23 protein-coding genes and 1 riboswitch are annotated in these 18,166 nt (G+C 67.0%); of the genes, 14 read left to right on the top strand and 9 right to left on the bottom strand.

The window, feature by feature from the left end:
* Nucleotides 1–83 precede the first annotated feature (83 nt).
* The 3 genes from U1872_RS11855 (at nucleotide 84) to U1872_RS11845 (ending at nucleotide 2,626) form a co-directional block, all read left to right on the top strand.
* A complete protein-coding gene (locus tag U1872_RS11855; protein WP_332793101.1) occupies nucleotides 84–665 on the top strand; it encodes an LOG family protein in 582 nt (193 codons plus the stop codon).
* Complete coding sequence (locus U1872_RS11850) at nucleotides 662–1,675, top strand: phytoene/squalene synthase family protein (RefSeq protein ID WP_332793100.1); 1,014 nt, start codon at nucleotides 662–664, stop codon at nucleotides 1,673–1,675. Before U1872_RS11855 ends, U1872_RS11850 begins: the two co-directional genes overlap by 4 nt.
* A 177-nt stretch (nucleotides 1,676–1,852) precedes the next feature.
* Nucleotides 1,853–2,626: a metallophosphoesterase family protein gene (locus U1872_RS11845; protein ID WP_332793099.1), complete on the top strand. Its 774-nt coding sequence runs from the start codon at nucleotides 1,853–1,855 to the stop codon at nucleotides 2,624–2,626.
* A 75-nt stretch (nucleotides 2,627–2,701) separates the two neighbouring features.
* On the opposite strand, the gene U1872_RS11840 is transcribed toward U1872_RS11845, so the two are convergent.
* Nucleotides 2,702–2,932: a hypothetical protein gene (locus U1872_RS11840; RefSeq protein ID WP_332793098.1), complete on the bottom strand. Its 231-nt coding sequence runs from the start codon at nucleotides 2,930–2,932 to the stop codon at nucleotides 2,702–2,704.
* A gap of 95 nt (nucleotides 2,933–3,027) precedes the next feature.
* Here U1872_RS11840 and U1872_RS11835 point away from each other — a divergent pair, with 95 nt between their 5' ends.
* Nucleotides 3,028–4,851, top strand: coding sequence for an ABCB family ABC transporter ATP-binding protein/permease (locus U1872_RS11835; RefSeq protein WP_332793097.1), 1,824 nt, complete (start codon nucleotides 3,028–3,030; stop codon nucleotides 4,849–4,851).
* A gap of 3 nt (nucleotides 4,852–4,854) precedes the next feature.
* Here U1872_RS11835 and U1872_RS11830 read toward each other — a convergent pair whose 3' ends face one another.
* Nucleotides 4,855–5,124: a GNAT family N-acetyltransferase gene (locus tag U1872_RS11830; protein ID WP_140850671.1), complete on the bottom strand. Its 270-nt coding sequence runs from the start codon at nucleotides 5,122–5,124 to the stop codon at nucleotides 4,855–4,857.
* 128 nt (nucleotides 5,125–5,252) lie between these two features.
* Here U1872_RS11830 and U1872_RS11825 point away from each other — a divergent pair, with 128 nt between their 5' ends.
* From U1872_RS11825 to U1872_RS11780, 10 genes are all read left to right on the top strand, one after another.
* Complete coding sequence (locus tag U1872_RS11825; RefSeq protein WP_332793096.1) at nucleotides 5,253–5,483, top strand: antitoxin MazE-like protein; 231 nt, start codon at nucleotides 5,253–5,255, stop codon at nucleotides 5,481–5,483.
* Nucleotides 5,484–5,492: 9 nt separating this feature from the next.
* On the top strand, nucleotides 5,493–5,819 hold the full coding sequence (locus U1872_RS11820; protein ID WP_332793095.1) for a type II toxin-antitoxin system PemK/MazF family toxin: 327 nt from the start codon (nucleotides 5,493–5,495) through the stop codon (nucleotides 5,817–5,819).
* Entirely contained in the window at nucleotides 5,820–7,586 is a 1,767-nt protein-coding gene (recQ, locus tag U1872_RS11815) for a DNA helicase RecQ (protein ID WP_332793094.1), read from the top strand.
* A gap of 112 nt (nucleotides 7,587–7,698) precedes the next feature.
* Nucleotides 7,699–8,367: a DUF4272 domain-containing protein gene (locus tag U1872_RS11810; protein WP_332793093.1), complete on the top strand. Its 669-nt coding sequence runs from the start codon at nucleotides 7,699–7,701 to the stop codon at nucleotides 8,365–8,367.
* Between the two features lie 26 nt (nucleotides 8,368–8,393).
* Nucleotides 8,394–8,828 (top strand): protein tyrosine phosphatase family protein, encoded by a 435-nt coding sequence (locus U1872_RS11805; protein WP_332793092.1) that lies wholly within the window; start codon nucleotides 8,394–8,396, stop codon nucleotides 8,826–8,828.
* Between the two features lie 10 nt (nucleotides 8,829–8,838).
* Nucleotides 8,839–9,240: a hypothetical protein gene (locus U1872_RS11800; protein WP_332793091.1), complete on the top strand. Its 402-nt coding sequence runs from the start codon at nucleotides 8,839–8,841 to the stop codon at nucleotides 9,238–9,240.
* Between the two features lie 58 nt (nucleotides 9,241–9,298).
* Nucleotides 9,299–10,192, top strand: coding sequence for a sterol desaturase family protein (locus U1872_RS11795; protein ID WP_332793090.1), 894 nt, complete (start codon nucleotides 9,299–9,301; stop codon nucleotides 10,190–10,192).
* 24 nt (nucleotides 10,193–10,216) lie between these two features.
* Nucleotides 10,217–11,803: a GMC family oxidoreductase gene (locus U1872_RS11790; protein ID WP_332793089.1), complete on the top strand. Its 1,587-nt coding sequence runs from the start codon at nucleotides 10,217–10,219 to the stop codon at nucleotides 11,801–11,803.
* 18 nt (nucleotides 11,804–11,821) lie between these two features.
* The gene (locus U1872_RS11785) at nucleotides 11,822–11,992 is read left to right on the top strand and encodes a hypothetical protein (RefSeq protein WP_332793088.1); all 171 of its coding nucleotides are present in this window, start codon (nucleotides 11,822–11,824) and stop codon (nucleotides 11,990–11,992) included.
* A 5-nt stretch (nucleotides 11,993–11,997) separates the two neighbouring features.
* Nucleotides 11,998–12,077, top strand: a riboswitch (ZMP/ZTP riboswitch).
* 16 nt (nucleotides 12,078–12,093) lie between these two features.
* Nucleotides 12,094–12,579, top strand: a complete 486-nt coding sequence (locus tag U1872_RS11780; RefSeq protein WP_332793087.1) for a protein tyrosine phosphatase family protein — start codon at nucleotides 12,094–12,096, stop codon at nucleotides 12,577–12,579.
* Nucleotides 12,580–12,674: 95 nt separating this feature from the next.
* On the opposite strand, the gene U1872_RS11775 is transcribed toward U1872_RS11780, so the two are convergent.
* The 7 genes from U1872_RS11775 to U1872_RS11745 all read right to left on the bottom strand — a co-directional run bounded on the left by U1872_RS11775 (nucleotide 12,675) and on the right by U1872_RS11745 (nucleotide 18,129).
* Nucleotides 12,675–14,093, bottom strand: coding sequence for an ammonium transporter (locus U1872_RS11775; protein ID WP_332793086.1), 1,419 nt, complete (start codon nucleotides 14,091–14,093; stop codon nucleotides 12,675–12,677).
* A gap of 26 nt (nucleotides 14,094–14,119) precedes the next feature.
* Nucleotides 14,120–14,458 carry a P-II family nitrogen regulator gene (locus U1872_RS11770; protein ID WP_133191315.1) on the bottom strand — a complete coding sequence of 113 codons (339 nt, stop codon included), beginning with the start codon at nucleotides 14,456–14,458 and terminating at the stop codon, nucleotides 14,120–14,122.
* 145 nt (nucleotides 14,459–14,603) lie between these two features.
* Nucleotides 14,604–14,807 (bottom strand): putative signal transducing protein, encoded by a 204-nt coding sequence (locus U1872_RS11765; protein ID WP_332793085.1) that lies wholly within the window; start codon nucleotides 14,805–14,807, stop codon nucleotides 14,604–14,606.
* Entirely contained in the window at nucleotides 14,804–15,382 is a 579-nt protein-coding gene (locus U1872_RS11760) for a pyridoxamine 5'-phosphate oxidase family protein (RefSeq protein ID WP_332793084.1), read from the bottom strand. Before U1872_RS11760 ends, U1872_RS11765 begins: the two co-directional genes overlap by 4 nt.
* A gap of 18 nt (nucleotides 15,383–15,400) precedes the next feature.
* The gene (locus tag U1872_RS11755; protein ID WP_332793083.1) at nucleotides 15,401–16,348 is read right to left on the bottom strand and encodes a DUF5996 family protein; all 948 of its coding nucleotides are present in this window, start codon (nucleotides 16,346–16,348) and stop codon (nucleotides 15,401–15,403) included.
* A gap of 98 nt (nucleotides 16,349–16,446) precedes the next feature.
* Nucleotides 16,447–17,877 (bottom strand): metalloprotease TldD, encoded by a 1,431-nt coding sequence (gene tldD, locus U1872_RS11750; RefSeq protein ID WP_332793082.1) that lies wholly within the window; start codon nucleotides 17,875–17,877, stop codon nucleotides 16,447–16,449.
* Nucleotides 17,878–17,895: 18 nt separating this feature from the next.
* Nucleotides 17,896–18,129, bottom strand: a complete 234-nt coding sequence (locus U1872_RS11745; protein WP_332793081.1) for a zinc-finger domain-containing protein — start codon at nucleotides 18,127–18,129, stop codon at nucleotides 17,896–17,898.
* Between the last annotated feature and the right edge of the window lie 37 nt (nucleotides 18,130–18,166).

Below are 18,166 nucleotides of genomic sequence, written 5' to 3'. Positions count from 1 at the left end.
TGGGTCGGCCCGTTGTCGGGCGTGACCTCGCTCCATCAGCCAACCCACCCACAACCCCTCCCTTCCAGGGAGGGGAGCCAGTGATGAAGCGGCTCGCCATCTATTGCGGTTCGGCCACCCCGGCCGACCCTGTCTATGTCGACTGCGCCCGCCAGGTCGGCCGCACGCTTGCCAAACGCGGGATTGGCGTGGTCTATGGCGGCGGCAAGCTGGGGCTGATGGGCGCGGTTGCCGACAGCGCGCTCGAGGCGGGCGGCGAGGTGATCGGGATCATCCCGCAGGCACTGGTCGATGCCGAGGTCGCGCATCGCGGGCTGACCGAGCTCCACGTCGTCGACACGATGCACCAGCGCAAGCAGGCCTTCACCGATCTCTCCGACGGCTTCGTCAATCTGCCCGGTGGAACCGGCACGATGGACGAATTGTGGGAAGCGCTGAGCTGGGCGCAGATCGGCTATCATGCCAAGCCGGTCGGGCTGCTCAACATCGCGGGCTATTACGACCATCTCGTCGCTTTCTATCACCACATGGGCACGGTGGGTTTCCTGCGCCCGCAGCATCACGGCATCCTGCTGATCGATACCGCGCTCGACGGATTGCTCGCGCAGATGGCGGCGCATGAGCCGATCGTGACGGTCACCAAGATCGGCGCGAAGGACTTGTGAGCGACACCGCCTTGCCCAGTCGCGATGCGATCGTCGCGACGGCGCAGGAATCGATCGCGCGCGGATCCAAGAGCTTTGCCGCGGCGAGCCGGCTGTTCGATCGGCCGACGCGCGAACGCGCTTGGCTGCTCTATGCCTGGTGCCGCGCGTGCGACGACATTGCCGACGGCCAGGAACATGGCGATGCGATGACCGGCGTCACCGACGGTCCGGCGCGGCTGGCGGAGATTTCGGCAAAGACCGAGGCGGCGCTCGCCGGCGTGGTGGTCGGCGATCCCGCCTTCGACGCGCTGCGGCTGTTCGCCGCCGAGACCGCGCTGCCGCCCGCGCTGGCGCGCGACCTGATCGACGGCTTCGCGCTCGACGCGCAGGGGTGGCGGCCGCAGAGCGAGGCCGATCTCTACCAATATTGCTACCATGTCGCGGGCGCGGTCGGCTGCATGATGGCGCTGGCGATGGGGGTGGCGGCGAGCAACACCGCGACGCTCGACCGCGCGTGCGATCTCGGGCTCGCCTTCCAGCTCGCCAACATCGCGCGCGACATTGCCGAGGATGCGCGCGCAGGCCGTTGCTACCTGCCGCAGGACTGGCTCGACGAGGTCGGCATTCCCGTGGAGGACCTGCTCGCGCCGGCGCATCGCGAGCGGCTCGCGCAGCTCGGCACGCGGCTGGCGACGCGCGCGCTCGCTTATGAAGCGAGTGCGCGCTTCGGCACCCCTGCCCTGACGTTCCGCTCGGCCTGGGCGGTGCTCGCGGCGGCCGACATCTATGGCGCGATCGGGCGGCGCGTCGCTGCGCTCGGGGCCCGTGCCTGGGACGGGCGCGTGTCGACCTCGGGCGCAACCAAGCTCGCGCTGATCGCGCGCGCGTGGCAGCAGGCGCGGCGCCGCGCCACGCTGTATCCGCCCACCCCGCGCGACCCGATGCTGTGGACGCGCCCACGACCGAGCCAGCTGGAATCCGCCTCCGACCGATCGCGCGTCCGGTCAGGCGCACCGGCCGCGGGATAGAGGCTGCATCGTTCGGGTAAAAAGGCGCGGATCGCATCGCGCGGATAGGCGCTGGCGGATCGCTATCCTATGAGCCAACAGAAGGGCGAGCGCGACGTTGCTCCGACCGCGCTCGCGGTTGCGCCGAATTTCGCGAAACCCAGAAATTCCGAGGTATCTCACCCAAGTGCCGGCTCGATGTTGAAGAAGTTGCTCAGCCGCCGCAGCGCCGGCGAAGCCGTTGTCCCGCGCCCGCGCATTCCCGCCGGGCAACGGGTCTATGCGATCGGTGACATTCACGGCCGACTCGATCTGCTCACCGATCTGCTCGACCGGATTTTCGCGGATACTGCCGCGCGCCTACCGGCACAAACGCAGTTGATCTTTCTCGGCGACCTGATCGATCGCGGACCCGAGTCGGCGGGTGTGATCGCGCGGCTGGTGGGGCTGGCGTCGAGCGAACCGCACACGCGCTTCCTGCTCGGCAATCACGAGGAAGTGTTCCTCAGCGTGCTCGACGGCAATTACGACGCCCTGAAATTCTTCACCCGCATCGGCGGCGATGCGACGATCGCCAGCTATGGGATCGACGTCGGCGATCATGCTGCGGGCACGTCCCGCGAATTGCTCGATCGGCTGCGCGCCGCGGTGCCAGCCGAGCATCGGGGTTTCCTGCAGGCCTTCGAGGAGCAGATCGTGATTGGCGACTATGCCTTCGTTCATGCCGGGGTACGCCCCGGTGTCGCGCTGGCCGCGCAGACATCCGAGGACCTGCGGTGGATCCGCGGCGATTTCCTCGACGCGAAGAGTGCGTTCGAGAAATATATCGTCCACGGCCATACCGTGACCGACGATGTCGACGAACGCGCCAATCGGATCGGGCTCGACACCGGTGCCTACCGGTCGGGCCGGCTGACGGCGATGGGCTTCGAAGAGGACCGGCGCTGGGTGCTGCAAACCGACTCGCCCTGACCCCACGACCGACGCCGCTATCGGAAGCAGAGTCTCGCTGGCCGGTACCAAAGCGGGGTCGTCGTAATCGGGGTATCAGCCGTGCGGCGCAGGCCGGGCGTTTTGCGCCATCGGCGCGCCATTTGCGCGACAGGCGGCTGCCACGACGGGATAGTCGATATCGCCGTTGCGGGCGAGCGCCGCCGGCATTGCACGCTGGCACTCGCCGATCGAGCGATACTGGACCTGTTCGACGCGAGCCTGCTGGCAGGCGGTGCTACCGTCGCCACATCCCAGGATCGCCATGACGTAGAAAAGCGGGTCCATAACCGTCTCCGTTCGAAGGTAAAAACCGACGAACTGCCCGACTTGTTCCATGAGACGCTTCCGGTGGCGCTTGACCACGCCTACATGTGCCCAGGATGCCACCTGATACCGCCACCTCCTCGTCCACGCCCGAACGGCCAATGCTCCCGACGCTGCGTCGCTTCCTGCCCTATCTGTGGCCGGCCGACGCGCCGATCCTGCGCTTGCGAATCGTCGGCGCGATGCTGCTCGTCATCGTCTCCAAGGTCACGCAGGTCTACGTAAGCGCCTATACGCTGAAATGGGCGGTCGATCGGATGGCGCAGGGGCAGCGCGGCGCGGTGTGGATCGTGATCGCGCTCGTCGCGGGCTATGCCGGTGCGCGCTTCTCGACGACGCTGTTCGACAATCTGCGCAATGCCGTCTTCGAGCGGGTCGGGCAGGATGCGACGCGGCGGCTGGCGGCGAGCGTGTTCCGCCATCTCCACCAATTGTCGCTGCGTTTCCATCTCGAGCGGCGGACCGGCGCGGTCACCAAGGTAGTCGAGCGCGGCACCAAGAGCATCGATACGATGCTCTATTTCATGCTGTTCAACATCGCGCCGACGATCCTGGAACTGCTGCTGGTCCTCAACATCTTTCGCTCGAGCTTCGGCTGGGGGCTGGTCGCGGCAACCGTGGTGATGGTGGCGACCTATATCTGGTTCACGCGGATGGTGACCGATTGGCGCGCCGCTTTGCGGACGCGGATGAACGATCTCGACACGGGTGCGGTGAGCCATGCGGTCGATTCGCTGCTCAACTTCGAGACGGTCAAATATTTCGGCGCGGAGGAGCGCGAGGGCAAGCGCTACGACGCGGCGATGGCGGCCTATGCCAATGCCGCGGTGACCTCGGAAAATTCGCTCGCCTGGCTCAACGTCGGGCAGGCGCTGATCACCAATGTGATGCTCGGCGGCGGGATGGCGTTCGTCGCCTGGGGCTGGGGCCGCGGGCAATTCTCGGCGGGCGACGTGGTGTTCGTCTCGACCTTGCTGTCGCAGCTGTTCCGCCCGCTCGACCTGCTCGGCATGGTCTATCGCACGATCCGCCAGGGCGTGATCGACATGGGCGCGATGTTCGATTTGATCGATACGCCGTCCGAAGTGGTCGACGCGCCCGGCGCGCTGCCCCTCACGGTTTCGCGGGGGCATGTTCGCTTCGAGAATGTGCGCTTCGGCTATGACAAGGGGATGCCGATCCTCAAGGGAATCGACCTCGATATCCCGGCGGGCAAGACGCTCGCTGTGGTCGGGCCGTCGGGGGCGGGCAAGAGCACGCTCGCGCGGCTGCTGTACCGCTTCTACGATCTGACCGGCGGGCGCATCACCGTCGACGGGCAGGATATCGCCGAGGTGACGCAGGCATCACTGCGCTCGGCGATCGGGATCGTCCCGCAGGACACGGTGCTGTTCAACGACACGATCGGCTACAATATCGGCTATGGCCGCGAAGGTGCCGGACAGGACGAGATCGAGAATGCCGCGCGCGGGGCGGCGATCGCCGGCTTCATCGAGCGCCAGCCGCAGGGCTATGGCACGCGCGTCGGCGAGCGCGGGTTGAAGCTGTCGGGCGGCGAGAAGCAGCGCGTCGCGATCGCGCGGACCTTGCTCAAGAATCCGCCGGTGCTGATCCTCGACGAAGCGACGTCGGCGCTCGACAGCCGCACCGAGGGCGAGATCCTCGACACGCTTCAGGCGATCGAACGCGGGCGCACGACGATCGTCATCGCGCATCGGCTGTCGACCGTGGTGCATGCCGACGAGATCGTCGTGCTCGAAGCGGGGCAGGTGGTCGAACGCGGGAGCCATGCCGCGCTGCTGCGTCAGAACGGGCTCTATGCCGAGATGTGGAACCGCCAGGCGCAAGAACGCGCCGAGGAAACACTCGCGGCCGAGTAGCGGCTAAAGCAGGTCGCGATATTCCGGATGCTTGTCGATATAGGCGGCGACGAACGGGCATTGCGGAATGACCTTCAACCCGCGGTCGCGCGCGCTGTCGAGCGCGGCGCGGACCAGCTTGGTGGCCGCGCCATGCCCGGCGACCGCCTTCGGAACCAGCGTGTGGGTGAAGACGATCGTCTCGCCTTCCATCTGATACGCCGCAACCGCTCGGTGACGGCCGACGGTCAGCTCGAATTCCTGCTCGGCCTTGTTGTCGCGGACTGTTTCCATGCGCCGCCGCTTGCACCGGGAGCGTGGGCGCACGCAAGAACAAGTGGTAAACATCTTGTGATTTTCGGGATCCAGCGTTACATGTAACGCTTGACGGACGGAGCGAAGCGATGGGCGTGGAACGACCGATGACCAGCGCCGAGCGCGTCGCGAAGCGTCGCGCTGCCCTACGCGCGCAGGGGTTGCGACCGAAGACTTTCTGGTTGCCGGACACCACGACGCCGGAATTTCAGGAGGAAGCCCGCAAGACACGAGAGTGGTTATGGGCGCGTGTCGAGGACGACCGCGAAGCGATGGCGTTCGCTGGCGCGATGACTGCCGTCGTGCTCGAACGCCTCGACCGCGAAACCGAGCGTTAAAGCGCGATCATGAAGCGGGGTGAAATCTGGAGTGCCGCGACGGGAAGCGGCTATGGCGGCAAGCCTCGCCCGGTCGTGGTCGTGCAGAGCGACGCGTTCGGCGATACGCCGCATCGTCTCGTGGCATTGTGCCAGACCGCAACGGGGGAGGCACGCGACCTCCGCCCGCGGATCTTGCCCGACGCGCAGAACGCCCTTGAAGCGATTTCAGAAGTCGCGGTCGACATTTTGGTGACCGTGGATCACGAGCAGTTTGGCCGAGCGATCGGCCGTTTGTCCGAGACCGACATGCAGCGTGTCGATCAGGCACTCCTCCTTATTCTCGGTTTTGCGTAAATGATCGATCCCCTCCCAGTCCTGCAATCGACCTTCGGCTTCCCCGCCTTTCGCGGCGTGCAGGGGTCGGTGGTCGAGCGCGTGCTTGCCGGCGAGCGGACGCTTGCGGTGATGCCGACCGGCGCGGGCAAGTCGCTCTGCTATCAGTTGCCCGCGGTTGTGCTCGAGGGGACGTGTGTCGTCGTCTCGCCGCTGATCGCGCTGATGCATGACCAGTTGCGCGCCGCGACCGCGATCGGGATCCGCGCCGCGACGCTGACCTCGGTCGATACCGACCAGGCCGAGACGATCGCGCGCTTTCGCCGCGGCGAGCTCGACCTGCTCTATGTCGCGCCCGAGCGGGCCTCGGGCGGCGCTTTCCGCGACCTGTTGTCGCGCGCGCCGCTCGCGCTGTTCGCGATCGACGAGGCGCATTGCGTGTCCGAATGGGGGCATGATTTCCGGCCCGACTACCGCTTGCTGCGGCCGTTGCTCGACGCATTCCCGGACGTGCCGCGGCTTGCGCTGACCGCCACCGCCGACGCGGTGACGCGCGCCGACATTCTCGAACAGCTCGGCATCCCGCATGAGGGGATGATCGTCGCGGGGTTCGACCGACCCAACATCCAGTATCGCATCTCGCCGAAAGACAATGCCACGCGCCAGATCGCCGACCTGATCGCCGAGACGCCGGGCGCAGGCATCGTCTATCTGCAGAGCCGCGCGGGCACCGAAAAGATGGCCGAGGCGCTCGCCAAGACCGGGCGGCCGACGCGAGCGTATCATGCCGGGCTCGACCCGCATGTCCGCGCGAAGAATCAGGCCGATTTCGTCGCGAGCGAAGACATGGTGATGTGCGCGACGGTCGCGTTCGGCATGGGGATCGACAAGCCCGACGTGCGCTTCGTCGCGCACGCCGGCCTGCCGAAATCGATCGAGAGCTATTATCAGGAAACCGGTCGTGCGGGGCGCGACGGTGATCCCGCGGTGGCGCATCTGTTCTGGGGCGCCGAGGATTTTGCGCGCGCGCGCCAGCGGATCGGCGAGGTCGAGCCGGCGCGCCAGCCGGGCGAGCGCCAGCGGCTCGCGGCCCTCGGCGCGCTGGCCGAAACCGCCGGGTGCCGACGCCGCATCCTGCTCAAGCATTTCGGCGACGACAGTCCCGAAAATTGCGGCAATTGCGACAATTGCCTCAACCCGCCCGCCGCGGTCGATGCGACGGAGGTGGCGAGGAAGTTCCTCTCCGCGGTCTTTCGCACAGGCCAGAGCTTTGGCGCGGGCTATATCGAACAGATCCTGATCGGACAGTCGAACGAGCGCAGCCTGATGAACGGGCATGAGGCGCTCGCGGTGTTCGGGATCGCCTCGAGCCCCGAGGAGGCCGCGCTGATCAAGCCGGTCGGGCGCGCGCTGCTGCTGCGCGATGCGCTGCGCGCCAACGATTTCGGCGGGCTGGAGTTCGGGCCAGGCGCACGCGGGATCCTCAAGGAAGGCGAGCAGGTCGCGCTGATCGTCCCGCCCAAACGCGAGCGGCGACGGCGCGGCGGCGCGGGCAGCGTGCCCAACCCGACCGGCGATCCGCTGTTCGAGGCGTTGCGCACCAAGCGCCGCGAAATCGCGCTCGAGGCGAGCGTGCCGCCCTATGTCATCTTCCACGATTCGGTGCTGCGCGAGATGGCGACGACGCGGCCGTCTTCGCTTTCGGCGATGGGGCACATCACTGGGGTCGGCGCGCGCAAGCTCGAGGCCTATGGCGAAGCGTTCCTGGCGGTTATACGACGTACCTGAATCGGCTGCGGGGCGCGGGCAAATGGCAGGACAGCTACGTCGACGCGTGATCGCGGTAGCGCTATGCGGCATCTCGCCTGTGGTTCACCACACACAGGCGCTGGCAAGCCCGATGCCCGAGCAGCGTCGCCCCATATTGAGGGACGACGCGGAAGCCCGCCGCGCGCGCTCCACTGCGATCCTGCAGCGCGAGCAGGTTCCCATAAATCCCGGACTTCCGGTGATCGAATCACAAACAGAGGTGCGGCTGCCCTCGACCGAGGAGGTCGCGATGCGGGCCGCGGCAACCCTCGTCGTCGCGCTCAAGGCGGAAGGTGTGCCAGCGGACGCGCTCGAGTCGGTGGTGCGCGCCTATGGGCTGACCAGCTGGCTGTCGCCCGAGGAACGGAAATTTCTCGCCGAGGCGCGGCCCAGCCAGCGCGAGCGCGATACCCATCTATGGCGCTACGAGGCATCTAACGTGCTCCTCTGGTCACTTGGATATGTCCCCACGCTCGATGCGCCGCGGGAACAGTGCGACCCGGGCAAGCTGGTCGCGCTGCTCAAAGGACGGTCGCGCGCGCAGTTCGTCGCGGCGGCGCGGCTTCGGTCGCCGGCCGAAATCCTCGATCAGGCCGACCTGATCTATCGGTATCGCTGGGCGCTGGTCGACGCGGGCATCAACGGCCGGACACCCCCGGCAGGCTTGAGCAACGACGTGGCGATGGAACGACATCAGGCGCTCAACTGGCTTCTCTACCACTCCGACACAGCGTGGGACGACATAACGCTGGATACATGATCTGCCGCGCGGCTAGAAGCGAGCCCATGACCATCCTCCGCACCATCGACCCGACCATCGCGGTCGCCCCGCAAATCTCGCCCGACGCGATGGCCGAGCTCGCCGCCGCCGGCTTCACCGCGATCGTCAACAACCGCCCCGATGGCGAGGACATGGGCCAGCCGACCGGCGCCGAGATTGCCGCTGCCGCCGAGGCCGCAGGGCTGACCTACACCGCGATTCCCGTGACGCATGCCGGCTTCTCGCACCCGCAGATCGACGCGATGGCGGCGGTGCTGGCCGAGGCGAAGGGTCCGGTGCTGGCGTACTGCCGCTCGGGAACACGCTCGTGCAACCTCTGGGCGCTCGCGGCGGTCAAGGGCGGCATGCATCCCGATACGGCGATGGCGAAGGCCGCAGCTGCGGGATACGATCTCACCGGACTTCGCCCGCTGCTCGACGCGCTTTCCACGCCGGCGTGACCGCGGCGCGATGGACTGGACGCAACTCGGACTAAGCGTCGCCGGCGTGCTCGGCCTGGCGCTGGTCGCGCGCTGGATGCGGCTCGGTGAGGCTCGCATTTCGAGCACAGCGCAAGCGCGCGAGACCGCCGAGCAGATGCTCGCTGGCTTCGTCGCGCATGGTGCGGTGATCGGCACCGACGGCAATGCCGCGCTGGTCGCCGGAAACGGAGCGCTCGCCCTGCTGAAACGCCACGGTGCAAAGGTCGCCGTTCGGCGGCTGATCGCGCCATTGCGGCTGACCCAGGCGATCGAGGGTGTGCGCGTCGAGACGGGCGAACGCCAGTTCGGCGCGGTGCTGCTGTTCGGCGTGCTCGAAGCCGATGTCCGCGCGATCGAGGACAGCGTTACGCACGGGACGACGTACCACTGATCGGCCGCGCGATATTGCCTCTTTACGGATCCCACTGACACTGGTGTAAACAGTGGAAATGGACCTGCCCGATCCCGTCCACTACGCCGTCCCCGGCTTCATCGCGCTCGTCCTTGCCGAGATGGTCGTCGCGCGGATCAAGGATCGCAGCCGCTACGAGCCCAAGGACACGCTCGTGTCGCTTGCGCTCGGCCTCGGCAGCACCGTCGCCGGCGCGTTGTCGGTCGGACTGGTCTTCGCGCTGTCGCTCTGGGTGTGGCAATTCCGGCTCTTCGACATCGGCTATGCCTGGTATTGGTTCGTGCTGGCCTTCGTGCTCGACGACCTGTTCTATTATGTCTTCCACCGCTCGGCGCACCGTGTCCGCTGGTTCTGGGCGAGCCATGTCATCCACCATTCGAGCCAGCATTATAATCTGTCGACCGCGCTGCGGCAGACTTGGACGGGCTTCGTCTCGCTGGGCTTCGTGTTCCGCCTGCCGCTGCTGCTGATCGGCTTTCCGCCGGCGATGCTGGTGTTCGTCGCCGGGCTCAACCTGATCTACCAGTTCTGGATCCACACCGAGATGATCGACCGGATGCCGCGCTGGTTCGAGGCGGTGATGAACACGCCGTCGCACCACCGCGTCCATCACGCGACCAATCCGCGTTACCTCGACACCAATTATGCCGGCGTCTTCATCGTCTGGGACCGCCTGTTCGGCACCTTCGAACCCGAGCGCACCGACGACCGACCGCGCTATGGGATCGTCAAGAATTTGGGCTCGTTCAATCTGTTATGGGCCGCGACGCACGAATGGATCGGGATCGCGCAAGACGTCTGGCGGGCGCCTGGGCTTCGTGCGAAGCTCGGCTATCTGGTGATGCCGCCGGGGTGGAGCCACGACGGCAGTCGCGACACGTCCGAGACGATCAAGGCGCGGTGGCGATCGAGCGATACAAAGGCGCGCTAAAGCGCCGCGAGCAGGAGAGAGCGCGTGGAAGAAGCCGATATCGTGGTCATCGGGGGCGGATCGGGCGGCGCGGCGGCGGCCGGGCGCTTGAGCGACGGCGGGAAAGTCTCGGTCGCTCTGCTCGAGGCGGGCGGTCGCAACACCGGGCTGCGTACGCGCATCCCCGCCTTCCTCGCGTTCCAGACCGACAAGACGAATTGGAATTACGAGACCGTCCCGCAAGCCGGGCTCGGCGGCCGGCGCGGGCATCAGCCGCGCGGCAAGGGGCTCGGCGGGTCGAGCGCGATCAACGCGATGATCTATATCCGCGGCAACAAATGGGATTACGACAATTGGGCGGCGCTCGGCTGCCCCGGCTGGTCGTACGATGACGTGCTGCCGTGGTTCAAGCGCAGCGAGCATAACGTCCGCGGCGGCGACGCCTATCATGGCGGCGACGGGCCGCTGTGGGTGAGCGAGCAGCACCACGCCAATCCCGGTAGCCGCGATTTCGTCGAGGCGGGCGCATCGTTGCAGATCCCGCGCAACGAGGATTTCAACGGCGCGCGGCAGGAGGGGATCGGGCTCTACCAAGTTACGCAGAAGGGCGGCGAGCGCTGGACTTCGGCGCGGGCGTATCTCGGCGACGCGCCAGCCAATCCGGCGCTGCACGTGCTGACCGGCGTCACCGTCGAGCGCGTGCTGTTCGAGGACGGTCGCGCCTGGGGCGTCGCTTATCTGCAGGGCGGTGAATCGAAGGTGATCCGCGCGCGCAAGGGCGTCGTGCTCGCGGCGGGCGTGTTCGGGACGCCGCAGATCCTGATGCTGTCGGGGATCGGGCCGGCCGCGCATCTGCGTGAGCAGGGCATCTCGGTGCGGGTCGATCGTCCGGCGGTCGGCGCGAACCTGCAGGACCATATCGATTATGTCGCGGCGTTCGAGACGCCGGGGAAGGGCTTCGTCGGCAATTCGCTCAAGGGCAAGCTCGATATGGCGGGGGCGCTGTTCCAGTGGCTGCGCAAGCGCGAGGGGATGATGACGACGCCGTTCGCCGAGGCGGGCGCGTTCCTCACCACCGATCCGCACGCCCCCGCGCCCGACGTCCAGCTCCACTTCGTCGTCGCCGCGCTCGAGGATCATGGCCGTACGCAGGTGCCGGGGCATGGCTATTCGTGTCACGTCTGCGTGCTCCGCCCCGAAAGCCACGGCACGGTGCGGCTCGCCTCGGGCGATGCGCGCGCCGCGCCGCTGATCGACCCGGCCTTCTTCAGCGATCCGCGCGACATGGCGACGATGATGCGCGGGGTGCGCGCGATGTACCGCATCCTCGAGGCGCCGCCGCTGAGCGATCACCAGGGCCGCGATCGCTATCCGATCGACTTGCGCGACGACGACGCGCTCGAACGGCTGATCCGTGCGCGCGCCGATACGGTCTATCACCCGGTCGGCACCGCGCGGATGGGATCGGACGATGCCGCGGTGTGCGACCCGCGGCTGCGCGTGCGCGGGGTTGAGGGGCTCTATGTCGCCGATGCCTCGATCATGCCCAAGCTCGTCTCGGGCAACACCAATGCGCCGTCGATCATGATCGGGGAACGCTGTGCCGATTTCGTGGCCGCAGACCTCGCCTGATCGGATACAGCGGGCGGCATGGACCGCAAGGATTGGAACAGGATCGGGCTGGCGGCGGCAGTGCTGCTGGTGCCGGGCGGCTTTCTGCTCGGCGCCGCACTCGCCGCGCGGCGGTTGCGTGAGATGGCACCTGACAAGCAGCAAGTTGCGCCCGACGAACAGCTTGAGGGCAATGCCTCGCGCGACTAGGCTAGCCGCGTTCGCGTGACTGGCGAAGCAGGTGGGGCACCACCGTGGAGCGCGAACCCGGCCGCCGCTCGCCTGGGCACCCTCGCTTGAAAGGAGCCTGCATGCGCGACCCGGTCGAAATTCCTAACTGGTATCGCCTTGACGATCGCCTGACGACATCTGGCCAGCCGAGCAGCGAACAACTCGCCGAGATCGCAGCGCTGGGCGTGCGCGATGTCATCAATCTCGCCTTGCACGATCATCCGCGCGCGCTGCCCGACGAAGCGGCCACGGTCGCCGCGCTGGGCATGCGCTATATCCACATCCCGGTCGTGTTCGATGCGCCGACCACGGCCGATTTCGAGCAGTTCTGCGCGGCAATGGCGGATCGCGGCACGCGGCCGGTGCACGTCCATTGCATCGTCAACGCGCGCGTTTCGGCCTTCCTCTACCGCTATCGGCGCGACGTGCTCGGCTGGGACGAAGCGCAGGCGCGCCCCGCGCTCGACGCGATCTGGCGCCCGGGTGGCGTTTGGGCGCGCTTCATCGGCGATACCGCGCGTGCGGATCTGCCGCACCAAATGATGGCGCCCCCTCCGCAGACATAAAAAAGGGCCGGTGCGTTGCCGCACCGGCCTTAGGTTGTCCGCAGGAGGAACATCGTGAGGGGGGCGGATCGTTCGGGGCCCGCCCCCCAATCTGGTCAATAATTGTAGGCGCGCTCGCCATGTTCGGAGATGTCGAGGCCTTCGTGCTCGACTTCTTGCGAAGGGCGGATGCCAACGGTGTATTTGAGGATCAGGAAGAGCACGGCCGAGACGCCGCCCGACCACAGCAGGGTGATCCCGACCGCTTCGGCCTGGGTCACCATCTGCGCGGCCATGTCGTACACGCCGGGCTTTGCGACGGGGCCGGTGTAATCCAGGAAGCCCTGGCCGCCGAACGCCGGGTTGGCGACGATACCGGTGCCGAGCGCCCCGAAGATGCCGCCGACGCAGTGGACGCCGAACACGTCGAGCGAGTCGTCATACTTGCCCCAATTCTTCACCGTCGTGACGAAGAAGAAGCAAAGCGGCGAGACGAGCAGCCCGAGGATGATCGAGGTCATCGGCGAGGCGTAGCCCGAGGCCGGGGTGATCGCGACGAGGCCCGCGACCGCGCCGGTCACGGCGCCGAGCAGCGACGGCTTGCCGTGCTTGACCTGGTCGATGATCGCCCACGACACGCCGGCTGCTGCCGTTGCGACGAAGGTGTTGATGAAGGCGAGTGCGGTCAGGCCGTTCGATTCGAGGTTCGAGCCGGCGTTGAACCCGAACCAGCCGACCCACAGCAGGCTGGCGCCGATCATCGTCATGGTCAGCGAGTGCGGCGGCATCGGCTCCTTGCCATGACCGACGCGCTTGCCGATCACGATGCAGCCGACGAGCCCGGCGATCCCGGCATTGATGTGCACGACAGTGCCGCCGGCGAAATCGAGCGCGCCCTTGCCCCACAGGAAGCCGTAATCGGTCGGCGCGGCAGGGAGGAAGTCCGGGCCGGCCCAATACCAAACCATGTGCGCGATCGGGAAATAGACGATCGTCATCCACGCCACCATGAAGATCATCAGCGGCGTGAACTTCACGCGCTCGGCAAAGGCGCCGACGATCAGCGCGGGCGTGATGCACGCAAACGTCATCTGGAAGCAGACATAGGCATATTCGGGGATGTAGACCCCGTTCGAGAAGGTCGCCGCGAGCGAATTGGCGTCGACGCCCTTGAGGAACAGCTTGCCGAACCCGCCGACGAATTGCGAGCCGCCGGTGAACGCCATCGAATAGCCCCAGCTGACCCACACCAGCGCCGCGATGCAGACGATCATGAAGACCTGCATCAGCACCGACAGCATGTTCTTGGTGCGCACCAGGCCGCCGTAGAACAGCGCGAGACCGGGCACCGACATCATCAGCACGAGCACCGAGGAGGTCAGCATCCAGGCGGTGTCACCCTTGTTGACCATTGCGGCGGTCGGCACGAACGGCTTGACCGCCGCGGCGGCGGGCGCCTGCGCCCAGGCCGGCAGCGCGGCGAACGCCGCGGCGGCCGCAAGCCCTGCAAAACCCAATTTTGTCGACTGCTTCATCGATACCCCCTGAAAAACGGACCCGCTCACAGCGCGATCTCATCGGTTTCGCCGGTGCGGATGCGGACGGCCTGTCCGACATCGAGCACGAAGATCTTGCCGTCGCCGATCGCGCCGGTGTTGGCCGAGGCCTGGATCGCCTCGACGACCTTGCCCGCCAGGTCGGAGCCGCAGACGACCTCGATCTTGATCTTGGGGACCATGTTGGTGCTGTATTCGGCGCCGCGATAGATTTCGGTCTGGCCCTTCTGGCGCCCGAAACCCTTGACCTCGGTAACGGTCATCCCGGCGACGCCGATTTCGGTCAGCGCCTCGCGCACCTCGTCGAGCTTGAAAGGTTTGATGATGGCAATGACGAGCTTCACGCAAGAACCCCCCTGGTTATTGGTCCTGGGAGAACACTCGCAATTGCCGTGCCAGACTCAAAGCGGCGCGCTTTGGCGCGCAGTGGCGTCGATCGGGCTTAGGAAAGCGTAAATTTTTGTGCAGATGCGAAACGATGCCTAAGAATCAGGCAGTGTCGGCGATGATCGCCCGCGCTTCGGCGACGTCATCCTCGTCGACCATCACGCGGACGGGGATGAAGAACTGGCTGCCATCGGCAATGCTGGCGTTGCCGTCGAGCGCGAGCGCCATGATGCCTTCCGACTCGAGCCGTCCGACGACGATATAGGCTTCGTTGCGCGCGAACCGAGCGACCTCGACCAGACTCATCGCCTGTTGGTCACTTCGAGCGGATCGAAGGCAGGCAAGACGGTCTGGACGCGCACCGGCAGGCCATCGATGCTGTGCGAGCGCCCGGCGATCAGCGCGAGCCGCGCTTCGGGATCCTGCTGCGCATGGAACTTGACCAGCGTGTCGCGTGGACGATCGAGCGTCATCCGCGGGACACCCCAACCGCAGCTGGTCTGGACGCTCTCGACCGTGATATCGAACACTTGCCGCGCACCCGCGAGCCGGGGGAACTCCGCCGCCGCAGCGTCGAAGCCGGGCTCGCCCGCGACGACGAAGCTGCCCGTGCCGTAGAGCCGCAGGATCAGCGCGGGATTGTCGAACGCGCAGAACATGATCGTGATGCGGCCATCGGCGACAAGATGCGCCTGCGTCTCGTTGCCCGATCCGCCGAGGTCGAGGTAGGCGACGCGATTGGGGCCGAGCACGCGGAAGCTGTCCATGCCCTTGGGGCTGAGGTTGACCCGCGCGCCCGCCGCGGCGGTCGCCACGAAGAAGACGGGCTGCTTCGCGATGAAGGCGCGGTGCGCATCGCCGATGGCCGAGAACATTTCCATGCCGCGCGTGTAGCACCTTCAGACGATGCGGGGAATCCGTGGGCGGCCGAGCGCGCATTCGAGCGCGTCGCGATCCCAGTCGGCGAGATCGGCGGCGGCGGCGTAGGTCGATTGGCAGAAGGCGAGCAAGGTTGCGCTCGGGTCGGCGGCCGCACGCACGACATCATAGTCGAGCAGGAACTCGCCGAGATCGGCGTTCCAGCCGGCTTCGGCGGGTTCGACGTGCACTTGTGCATAACCGGCGGGCGAAGGATAGGCGTAAGCGTAGAACGCGGCACGCGGATAGGCGTCGCTGCCCGGCCAGAAGCCGACGCTGGCTTCCTCATGGCTATAGGCTTCGCACGTAACCGCGTCGGGCAGGCCGGGAAAGCCGCCGGGATGGCGCGGCGCAGCGCGGCCCGAGAAACGCGTCGCGGCGAGATCGAAGCTGCCCCAGAAGAAATGGACGGGCGAGGCCTTGCCGAGGAAGCCCGTGCGAAACTCGCCAAAGACGCGCGCGACCTGAATCAGCGCACGCCAGAAAGCACGGACGGCGTCGGCATCGTACGGGCGCTCGGCAGTGTCTTCGGCGAAGGGCGGGACGTCGGCCATTTCGCTGGGTGTGCCGTCGAACTGCGCGGGGACGTCGAGCTCGGTCAGGCAGGTGATCACGGTCTGGTGGAAATGCGCGATGCTGCCCGGCCCCAGCCCTATCCCGCGGCTGCGCCCGTCGCTGGTCATGAAGACGAGCCGGTCGTGGAGCAGGTCGAACTCGATCTCCAGGATCCGGTCGCCCACGGGAATCGCCGATGTCGTCAGCCCGCGCGCCGAGACATAGAGCGGCACGTGCCAGCTATGGTTGAGCCACGGGGTGAGCGCGAGCCGAACCTTGCCGATGATCTGCGTGCGGAGTTGGAGCGCGATCGCAGTTCCGCGCCAGGCGGACCAGTCGAGCTCGGGCCAGGGGGCGATCGTTGGTTCGGTCATCCTGCTCTCCCGTCGCCCCGGCGCGGGCCGGGGCCGCTACGATTTTAAACGATACGCCCGGCATTCGAGCGGCCCCGGCCTGCGCCGGGGCGACGCAATCACATCGCGGTCCCGCCCACCGTCAGCCCGGCGACCAGCAAGGTCGGCTGCCCGACGCCGGCTGGCACACTCTGCCCGCCCTTGCCGCACATGCCGACGCCCTCGTCGAGCGCGAAATCGTTGCCGATGCCTTCGACGCGGGTGAGGCAGGAGGGGCCGTCGCCGATCAGCGTCGCGCCCTTGATCGGTGCGCCGATGCGGCCGTTCTCGATCTTGTACGCCTCGGTGCAGCTGAACACGAACTTGCCCGAGACGATGTCGACCTGCCCGCCGCCGAACGACTTGGCGAAGATGCCGTTCTTGACCCGGCTCAGCAGCTCGGCGGGGTCATCCTTGCCGCCGCGCATGAACGTGTTGGTCATCCGCGGCATCGGCGCGTGCGCGAACGATTCGCGGCGGCCGTTGCCGGTCGGCGCGACACCCATCAGCCGCGCGTTGAGCCGGTCCTGGATATAGCCTTTCAGGATGCCGTCCTCGATCAGCACGTTTTCCTGCGTCGGCGTGCCTTCGTCATCGATCGACAGCGAGCCGCGCTTGTCGGCGATCGAGCCGTCGTCGACCACGGTAACGCCGGGCGCTGCGACGCGCTCGCCGATCCGCCCCGAGAAGGCGCTGGTGCCCTTGCGGTTGAAATCGCCTTCGAGCCCGTGGCCGATGGCTTCATGCAGCAGGATGCCGGGCCAGCCCGGCCCGAGCAGCACGGTCATCTCGCCCGCGGGGGCGGCGACCGAGTCGAGATTGACGACGGCCTGTGCCAGCGCCTCGTCGATCGCGCGGTTCCAGGTTTCGGGGGCCATCAGCTCGTCGTAGAGGTAGCGGCCGCCGAGCCCGAAGGTGCCCGTCTCGCGCCGGCCGTTCTGCTCGACCACGATCGAGACGTTGAGGCGGACGAGTGGGCGCACGTCGGTGGCGATGAAGCCATCGGCGCGGACGATCTCGACGACATTCCAGCTGCCCGACAGCGAGACCGAGACCTGCGCGACGCGCGGATCGCGCGCACGCGCGGCGGCGTCGATCGTCTGGCAGAGGTTCACCTTGTCGGCGAAGGGGACGAGATCGAGCGGGTCGGACGCGGTATAGAGGTGGCGGTTGGTCGCGCGCGGCGGGCCGGCCTTGGGCGCGCTCGACGGGTCGATCAGCGCCATCGTCTCGCTAGCGCGCTTGATCGCGGCGGCGCTGAGCTCGTTGGCGTGCGCGAAGGCGGTCATCTCGCCCGACACCGCGCGCAGGCCGAAGCCTGAATGCGTGTCGTAGCTCGCGGTCTTCAGCCGACCGTCGTCGAAGCCGAACGCCTCGGACTTGCGATATTGCAGATAGAGCTCGCCATCGTCGGCCTTGCCGAGTGCGGCGGCGGTGAGCGCCTGGGCTTCGGCCGGGTCGAGCTGGCCGTCATGATACAGGAACGCGCGGGGGTCTGTCGGACTGGTCATCCGACGAATATAGGCAGGTTAAAGCCCTGCGCCATCCCCGTGATCATGCAAAGTCGTCGGATCGACGCCATCGGCGGGTCCGCCGATCAGCACGAAGCGGCGGTCGCAATAGCCGCAATCGACATAGCCGCTCTCGTCAATCTCGAGGAAAACGCGCGGATGGCCGAGGCTTGCGCCACCGGGAATGTCGGTCGCGCCGTCACAGATGTTGCGGGCATGCGTTACGCGCAGGATTTCGGGCGGTGCGATCATGGGCGTGCGTGTAGCAAGGTCGATGCTTCGCTTCAAC

Origin of the sequence: Parasphingomonas frigoris (genome assembly GCF_036663815.1) — a bacterium.
GTDB lineage: Bacteria > Pseudomonadota > Alphaproteobacteria > Sphingomonadales > Sphingomonadaceae > Sphingomonas.
This window is presented reverse-complemented; position numbering and strand designations above follow the sequence as displayed.